Annotated in this window: 5 protein-coding genes; 1 reads left to right on the top strand and 4 read right to left on the bottom strand. The window is 38.9% G+C overall.

Going from position 1 to position 8,291, the window contains the following annotated elements:
• Nucleotides 1-119: 119 nt before the first annotated feature.
• The 4 genes from HZA38_03740 to HZA38_03755 form a co-directional block, all read right to left on the bottom strand.
• Nucleotides 120-1,208 (bottom strand): hypothetical protein, encoded by a 1,089-nt coding sequence (locus HZA38_03740; GenBank protein ID MBI5414604.1) that lies wholly within the window; start codon nt 1,206-1,208, stop codon nt 120-122.
• Between the two features lie 70 nt (nt 1,209-1,278).
• A complete protein-coding gene (locus tag HZA38_03745; protein MBI5414605.1) occupies nt 1,279-3,864 on the bottom strand; it encodes an AAA family ATPase in 2,586 nt (861 codons plus the stop codon).
• Between the two features lie 111 nt (nt 3,865-3,975).
• Nucleotides 3,976-6,414 (bottom strand): DUF11 domain-containing protein, encoded by a 2,439-nt coding sequence (locus HZA38_03750; GenBank protein MBI5414606.1) that lies wholly within the window; start codon nt 6,412-6,414, stop codon nt 3,976-3,978.
• 240 nt (nt 6,415-6,654) lie between these two features.
• On the bottom strand, nt 6,655-7,599 hold the full coding sequence (locus HZA38_03755) for a bile acid:sodium symporter (GenBank protein MBI5414607.1): 945 nt from the start codon (nt 7,597-7,599) through the stop codon (nt 6,655-6,657).
• Between the two features lie 79 nt (nt 7,600-7,678).
• Here HZA38_03755 and HZA38_03760 point away from each other — a divergent pair, with 79 nt between their 5' ends.
• Nucleotides 7,679-8,131 (top strand): flavodoxin domain-containing protein, encoded by a 453-nt coding sequence (locus HZA38_03760; protein MBI5414608.1) that lies wholly within the window; start codon nt 7,679-7,681, stop codon nt 8,129-8,131.
• Nucleotides 8,132-8,291: the final 160 nt, after the last annotated feature.

Genomic DNA, 8,291 nt, shown 5'->3' on the forward strand with positions numbered 1-8,291 from the left:
ATGGTTACGATTTGAAGTAACTCACAATCACTGCTTCACTTCCTTCAAAAAACTCATCGAAGCCGTCTCAGAGTTTCTCCTCACTTTCCAAAAACCAAACCTCCTATCTCTTATCACTGTTAATTCTTAGACTCTAGGTAATGAATCCTTTTTAGCGTATTTAGAAGGATCTCTTTTGTCATCTCTTGGAGAAAGTTCCACGCTGGCAACATGAGGTATAAATTACGCCTGCTTTTTTTCGGAAGAATTCTAAAAGTTCGACTTCTTATCGCCTTCTCAAACAGATCGGAATATCCAACCATTTTTATTTCGATTCTTGTAGAGCCTTTTTTTGAAGATTTTATAATGGGATGGCAGATGTTTACATCGTGATCATCTCCAAAATACTTTGAGAAAGTATGATTTTTTCTTACCTTTGGCGGGAATCGAAAGCCTGCATGAAGATACTGATTCCTGTGTTGATACAAAGAATATAATGCGACAAAAAATAAGCGACCTATTTTATTTTTATTATGCATACCGAGTATATTAAGGATTTTTTTATCCTTCCTCTTGCTTCGTAGAAGATTGTTGAAAATTTTATCACTAATAATCAAATGGAAATTTTTATAATATCCATTTTTTAGCATTTCATCGTAATGTTTTTTTCTAAAACTTTTGCTCATTCTTCTCAAAACTGCATCCGAGAAATAAAAGGCTGTTTCTTTGTTGCCCAAAGCATCTAGTATTCTAAAAAGGTTAAGATAGCTTTCTTCTGGAAAATTATATTGTAACAGAAGGGCTCTATGGTAAGTAGAAATCAAATTGTCTAATTTAAAAATTTTCTTAATGTCGCTTGTCTTTCTAGACTCTCTCAACGAAATAATTTTTTCAAAGATTTTCTTTATTTCAGCTTGAATATTCTTATCCTTTAAAACTTCTACATTGATGTCTGTTTTTATTTTTTCATGAACCACAACTCTTTCCTCAAATGCAGTATACGAGCCGTTGTTAATGATATGTTCAACTTCTACAATCCCAACATCAAGATAAATACTAATCATTTCGAGAATTAAACTCATATAACGGTTATTATTAATTTCCAGTATTACTTGACCTCTAGATTTATCGCCAGCATTTCTTAAGACTAACCCTCTTCCTATTCCTTCTAAACTTACGCCGTGAGGAGAAATACTGCTAACATTTAGGATATATGTTGATTTATTCATTAATTTATTGTAAATCGGATGAATTATAGAGAAATTCTGAAGAAAATTTAGGCAAAAAAATGAGTAAAGCCTACCCCACCACCACCTTCCTCTTCTCCACCTTCACTTTCATCTCCTTCTCCGTGTCGATTTTCCCTTCGAGAAGAATCTTCGCGAGTTCGTCCACGACTTCTTTTTCAATAATTCGTTTGAGAGAACGTGCGCCGAATTGCGGATCAAACCCTGTCGCGAGAAGATATTCGGTAATTGTTGGATCAAACTCCACTTTGAGCCCTTTCTGCGCCAAACGGTGCACCACTTTTTGGAGCTCAAGATCAACAATTTGAGCAATATCTTTCTTGTTCAACTTTTCAAAAATCACAATGTCATTGAGACGATTTAAAAATTCTGGGCGGAATGATTTTCGGAGAATTTCAACTATTTGCTGGCGAAGAATTGCGGAAACTTTTTCGCTCTTTTCTTCGAGAATCAGATGAGAGCCGATATTTGATGTCATGATAATAATCGTATTTTTGAAATCCACCGTTCGTCCTTTTGAATCCGTGAGTCGTCCATCATCCAAAACCTGCAAAAGCACATTCCATATATCTGGATGAGCTTTTTCAATTTCATCAAATAAAATGACGCTAAATGGTTTTCTTCGAACCGCATCGGTGAGCTGACCTCCTTCTTCGTAACCGACATATCCCGGAGGCGCACCAATAAGACGTTGAATGGAAAATTTCTCCATGTATTCCGACATATCAATGCGAATCATCGCATGTTCGTCATTAAACAAAAATGTTGCGAGCGCTTTGGCAAGCTGAGTTTTTCCGACTCCCGTTGGTCCGAGAAAGAGAAATGATCCCACGGGTTTATGTTCATCCGAAAGCCCAGCTCGCGAACGACGAATGGCATTTGCAACGGAATGAATGGCGTCTTTTTGGCTGACGACTGCCTTCGACAATTCTTCTTCGAGTCGAAGAAGTTTTTGCTTTTCTGATTCCACGAGTTTGGTGACGGGAATTCCGGTCCATTTGGAAATTACTGCCGCAATATCTTCTGGAATAACGACTTCTCGAAGATATGATTTTCCTTTTTCTTGGAGTTTTTCGATTTCCTTTTCTGCAGCTTGAATTTTTTTCTCGAGTCCCGGGAGAACACCGTACCTCAGTTCTGCAGCTCTTTGAAGATTCGATTCTCTTTCGCTTTTCTGAGCTTCAAACTTCGCTTTTTCATACTCTTCTCGAAGAGCCGCCACATTTGTGAGTTTTCCCTTTTCCTGACGAAACGTAAGTTCAAACGCTTTCACCTCTTCTCTCAGATTCGCAATATCTTCCTGAACTTCAGAAAAACGTTTTTTGCTCACCGCATCTTTCTCTTTTTTCAGTGCTTCTTTTTCAATTTCGAGAGTGATGAGCTTTTTCTTTTTCCGTTCGAGTTCCACAGGTTCGCTCGTGAGTTCCATTTTGAGAGCGGATGCGGCCTCGTCGATAAGATCAATAGCTTTATCGGGAAGTTGGCGATCAGAAATATATCGATTGGAAAGTTCTGCCGCCGCAATAATTGCGGGATCAGAAATACGAATGCCATGGTGCATTTCGTAGCGTTCTTTTATTCCACGAAGAATGGCAATGGTATCTTCGACGCTCGGCTGATCAACAAGAACTGGCTGAAATCTTCGTTCGAGCGCGGCATCTTTTTCTATATGCTGGCGATATTCCTTAATTGTTGTCGCGCCGATTGCGTGAAGCGAACCACGAGCGAGAGCTGGTTTGAGAAGATTCCCTGCATCAGGGGAGCCTTCCGTTTTTCCGGCGCCGACAATGGTGTGGAGTTCATCAATAAACAAAATAATCTGCCCACTCGATTTCTCTACTTCTTTGATCACTTCTTTGAGTCGCTTTTCAAAATCACCACGATACATCGCTCCGGCTAGAATTGCTCCCATATCGAGAGAAATAATTTCCTTGTTTATGAGTGCATCGGGAACATCGCGATCAATAATTTTTTTTGAAAGACCTTCCACAATCGCCGTTTTTCCGACTCCCGGATCTCCGATGAGAACGGGATTATTTTTTGTCCGACGAGAAAGAATTTGAATCGTTCGGCGAATTTCATCATCTCGTCCGATGACGGGATCAATTTTTCCTTCTGCGGCAAGTTTCGTAAGATTGATTCCATATTTCTCCAGAGCTTTTCCTTGATGCTCTCCTCCTTCTCTTCCCTGAACTGAAGAAGTTTCTCGGAGGAGACTCACGACCTTTTCAATCTCTCCAGCGGTAATAGCGTAGGCATCGAAAATTTCATTTTTTATCGAAGTGCCTTTCACCGTTGCCATTGCGAGAAAAACATGATCAACAGAAAGAAATTCTTCCTTCATTTTCGCCATAATTTTTTCTGCTTCGAGCAAAACTTTTTGTACTTCTTTTTCAAAAGATAATTCCGCTCCTTCAGTTTTTGGAAGCGTGTTTATTTTTTGCTGTACGGCATTCAAAACAATATCCGGCTTTATTCCAATTTTGAGAAGAATTTGTGGAACAATTCCATTTTCTTGTTCAAGAAATGCCTTGAGGAGATGATAATTCGTAACGAAGGCATGACTCAAAACATTTGCCGATGATTGTGCTTCTTGAAGAGCTTCAGAAAGCTTAAGCGTGAATTTTTCTGCTTTCATAATATGTGATAATATTAGCACTCTTTATTGTAGAGTGCTAGCGATTCCGCGTCAAATGAAAAAGACCTACTCTTTTCAGAGCAGGTCTTTCTTTCAATTCTCAATCACATTTTACTCATGCAGGTAATTTTTCCATCCTCGTGTCGTTGGATCATTTTTTAGATGACGAACTTCACCAGCAGCATTCTCAAATGCACTCTCTGCTGCATTAAGATTCAGCTGCACGGTATTTGTCTCAGAAACATCTGCTGAAACATCGCAAAGAACCCTTAATTCCACATGTGCTTTTGCACGAATTTGAGATCCTTCCGCAGAGGAAACAAAATGATTGTTCGCATCAAGTGAAACTCCTCCGAGATCAAAGAATGCTGATTCATTTCCATCACGACGGAAAAGATGACATAAAGAAAGTTTTCCCGCATTACCAGTTTCAACATTCTCGAAGGTCAAAGCGCCCAAAGAAAGATCTTCAGAGACATTTGAGGTGAGTACTCCATTCCATACAAGGGCTTCATTTGTTCCTGCAGTATATGAATGATCGGCAGTGCTGATCTGAGTAAGCGAGAATGTTTCTGGAATAATCGTAATTGTTCCTCCAACCGGATTTTCTACCGGTAAAATTTGATGTGGTCCGGTTCCAGCAGGTCCACCGGTGGAAATTGTTCCAGAAGTGAGACCATGAATTTCCATTTCTGGCATGAGAAGTTCAAAAGTAAATTGGCATCCAACATTTGCAAGTGAGGTTACCACTCCCGTAATGTTGAAATTGGAAGTTGCGCCAACTTGCATATCAAATCCTTGAGGAAATACCGCGATCGGAGCTCCATTGATATATGACAAATATACTGGTCCGAGAACTGTTTCTCCACTTTGAACATCTACAAGCGCGACATTGGCGAAGGTATCAAAGGCATCGGTAATGGTGCAACTTCCATAATTTACCTTAAGCATCGTATGTTCTTCTGCAATATGAATTGGTTCTCGAGAATTATTGATTACGGAAAATGTTCCAAAGACGGCATCCGTCGTTCCGGGAATAAATTCTACGGGATCATTACTCATGGCAAAAGTGATAGAAGTTGGCTCTGGCTCTGTAACTTGCACAGAAATATCTTGTGCATTATTTCCGAGATCTGGATCAAAAACATCTGAACTAATCACGATACTATTCATTCCTACTCCCACAACTAGGGCTTCTGCTGTATACACGATCTCTCTCACTTCGTTTCCTCCAAACTCATTTGCATCTGCACATTCAAATCCAGTTCCACTCAGAACACAATTTACTCCAGCTGGAACAGTCACAAATTGTACATTTCCGAAATGGGCATCAAGAGTATCTGTAAGTTGTACCGTTGCAAAGTCAGGACCAAGATTTACATAACTCACCGTGTAGGTCACCACTCCATTCACGAGAACATTTTGAAGGTCTGCAGTTTTTGTCACTGCAACGTCAGCACTTGGAGGATTTTGAATTACCACCATGAAATCATCAGTATTATTTGCTCCATTGGGATCTTCGAGGTCAGAACTTACTTCTACAACATTTATTCCGCTTCCTGCGACAATTGCTTCCGCTGTATACACAATTTGTCGCACTTCTCCAACACTGAATATAATAGCATCGGTGCACTCAAAAGATCCAACTCCCATAACACAGCTCACAGAACTTGGAGTTGCTACAAAAATTATATTTCCCAAATGTTCATCAAACGCATCAACAATTCGAACTCCAGTTGTAGAGCTTGCTCCAAGATTTGTATATTCGAGAGTATACGTTACTACATCACCAAGAGTTGCATCGGTATGATCAGCAGTTTTAAGAATGCTGACATCAGCAGATGGCGGGTTTGCAATCTCAACAATTACTTCATCAGTGTTATTGGCTGCATCTGGATCTTCGAGATTTGAGACGATTTCTACTGTATTCATCCCAGAGCCTGCCACGAGGGCTTGGGCGGTATATACCACTTGTCGCACTTCTCCCACTCCAAATATATTTGCATCAGCACATTCAAATCCTGTTCCACTCAAAGCACAATTCACTCCACTTGGCACAGAAACAAATTGAATATTGCCGAGATGTTCATCAAGTGCATCAGATATTTGGACTTCTGTTGTGGCTTTTGGACCAAGATTTATATAATCAAGAGTGTAGGTAACGACCGCTCCGAGAGTCGTACTTTGACGATCTGCAGTTTTTGAAATGCCAACATCGGCCGTTGATACTGGCTGAATACATGCTCCATTTCCTCGACCAAATTCACAGGCAATAATTTTTCGTTTTGGTTTTTCTTCACGACAATAAAATTCAATAATGAGGTTATTGTGACCAATATTATAATCTCGAAAGACAAAATCTTTATTGTGCCTTCCGAGGCGTAATGTCGCATTTACCGTCCCCCTTTCAAACTGATTCATCCCTCCGTCAGAATCTTGACAAGATACCCATCCAAATTCCAAATCGAGAAGGCTATCACTTTTTCCAACTTCATCTGGAAACTGGCGATATATACTAGCGTCATCAGAAGTTTGACTTGCAGCAGACACGATTTCCGCATTCAAAAAAGAGAACGCGAAAAGAAAGGAAAACAAAAGCAGACTTCCGAAAAAAATCTTCCGCGAAAAGTAAGAATTTTGCGAGAACATAGGATGGGGATAAAAGAGAAAAAAACTTCTTCACACATGGGACATTATGAAGAAGCGTGTTTGAAAATTGTTGAGATCATAGCATGGGGGAAAAAAAATGCAAAAAGATTTGAAAGATTTTTTCAAAAAACGGAATCTTGTTTAATTTTTATTTAATTTTTCTTTTGTTCGTTCGACTATCCACCGAAATGGAAACATCATAAGAATCCAAGGAAATTCAGAAAGGACAGCGAAAAATACAACTTCTGGTGGAAAAAAGTTCGCCGCGAGAACAATTGCAATACCATTATTCATATATGTTTTCGATATGGAAACCGTAACTTTATCTGAGAAATTGCCCCAAAAATACGAAAAATATCCAAAACAATGAAAGATCAGAAAGAGTGGAAAAAGGAGCAAAAGTTGTTTCCAAATTCCGGAGAAATCACGGAAAAAATATTCTGAATAAGGAGCTGCAACAAAATAAAAAAGAAAAAAGAGGAATATGATGTTTATGCTTTTCCCATGTGTTCGGATTGTTTTTGAAAACATTGGCGGGAAAATTTTTTTACATATTTCCGCTGCTAGGATCGGAAGAAAAATAAGGATTACAAGCCTCTGAAACATATCCATGAGAGGAATCTCCACATGAACACCGGAAAGCAAAAAGAAAAGAGGAGGAAGAGTGAATGGGAGCACAAGATGCTGAATCACAAGAATTGCTAAGGACAAAGGAATATTTCCCTTTACAAAGTCTGTGAGAACCGGTGTCGAGACTCCGGGAGGCACTGCAGAAATAAGAAGAAGTGCCAAAGCAAAATCCGGAAAAAATTTCTCCGAAATGAGGAATACAGCGACAGGAAAAACAATAAGGAAGAGAATGGTGAGGTAAATGAGAAGTATCGGCTTTTTGACCTGACGCAAAACTTCCGAAGTATCGATTCGAAAAAATACTAAAAATAAAATTACAAAAAGAATCCCATTGAGAACAAATATGCCGTTTTTTCCGTATTCCGGAAAGAAAATGCCGAGGAGAAATCCGAGAAAAAATACTATCCAAAAATACTGTTCAAGAAAGGATGATATTTGAGAAAAAGAAAGTTTCATAATAATGAAGATTTTTCGCAAAAATCCTACAGAATTTCTCCATTTTGTGCTACAATAAAGGAAGATTTTAGCAATTGGAATGAAATCAGTTTTGATAATTTTTGGTTCCACGGGAGGAAATACAGAAATCGTTGTTGATTTTGTGGGAAATATTCTTACACAAAAAACCCATGCAGTTCAGATTGAACGTGTAGAGAAAAGCGTTATTTCGGATCTCGAAAAATATGATGTGACAATTCTTGCAGCGCCAACATATGGTCATGGAGTCATGCAACCGGATTTTGTTCCTTTTCTTCAAACACTGAAAAATACGAATCTCGCGGGGAAAAAATTTGCCATTATTGGACTTGGAGATCCAAAATATGAAAAAGAATACCACCTTGAATCTGCCAAAATGCTTGAGGAAACGGTAAAAAAACAAGGTGGAATACTCGTCGTCCAAAGTCTTCGTATCACCAAATCCCCTGTTCCATTACTAGACGGAAAAATTACGGACTGGACGAATGGATTTTCAGAGGCAACTCAGAAGTAGATTCTCATAAAGGTTCTTTATTCCTAATTCCTAATGGCTTTGTTGCACAAATCATAATATAGAGACTCAGGAAAGAGCAATTTTCTTTTTCTAAGGTTTTCATACTATTTTGTAACTTTTTGGCATTCCGAGAGCAGTCATACTATTCAAAGCAGAACAT

This window comes from Candidatus Peregrinibacteria bacterium (assembly GCA_016220175.1).
GTDB lineage: Bacteria > Patescibacteriota > Gracilibacteria > CAIRYL01 > CAIRYL01 > JACRHZ01.